The organism is Pseudomonas citronellolis (assembly GCF_029335315.1).
Classification (GTDB): Bacteria; Pseudomonadota; Gammaproteobacteria; order Pseudomonadales; family Pseudomonadaceae; genus Pseudomonas; species Pseudomonas citronellolis_A.
In genome coordinates, this window is record NZ_JARJLT010000135.1 from 1 (window position 1) to 637 (window position 637).

Below are 637 nucleotides of genomic sequence, written 5' to 3' on the forward strand. Positions count from 1 at the left end.
CCTCCCCCCGACCCGGCCAGCTCGCCGGCGGCCGCAGCGGCGCCCGTCGCGACGGCGCGCGGCTGCGCATCGACTGGCCGGCGACCCTGCTGCGCGGCCGCCCGAAACGCCGCGCCGACCTGCAACTGCGCGCCCGCAGCGCGCGGCCGCAGGAGCTCTGGCTGGTGATCGTCGACGCCTCCGCCAGCACCCGCCGCCACGGCGCCCTCGGCCAGGCCAAGGGCCTGCTGGCGAACGTCTTCGAGCAGGCCTACCGGCAGCGCGCACGCCTGGCCGTGCTGCACGCCGCGGGCAGCCAGCCGCAGTGGCTGTGGCAGGGGCGCAAGGTTTCCGCGCCCTTGCACGACTGGCTGCGCGACCTCGGCGCCGGCGGCGGCACCCCGCTGCCCGAGGCGCTGGCCCAGGCCATCGGCTGGCTGCATGAGCGCCAGCGCCTGAAACCCACCGAGCGCCAGCGCCTGCTGCTGCTCACCGACGGCCGCCTGAACGATTGCCCGGCGCCGCCGCTGCCCTGCCCCGCCCTGCTGGTCGACATCGAGGCCGGGCCGCTGCGCCTCGGCCGCGCCCGGCAACTGGCCGCGCGGCTCGGCGCCGACTACCGCGCCCTCGACGAACTGCCGCTGCGCTGATCCCCCGC

General features: G+C 78.3%; 1 protein-coding gene. It reads left to right on the forward strand.

Annotation, left to right across the window (positions count from 1 at the left end; genetic code table 11):
- Positions 1–629, forward strand: a 629-nt coding sequence (locus P3W75_RS11315; RefSeq protein ID WP_276227471.1) for a vWA domain-containing protein, incomplete at its 5' end; no start/stop codon positions are given.
- Positions 630–637: the final 8 nt, after the last annotated feature.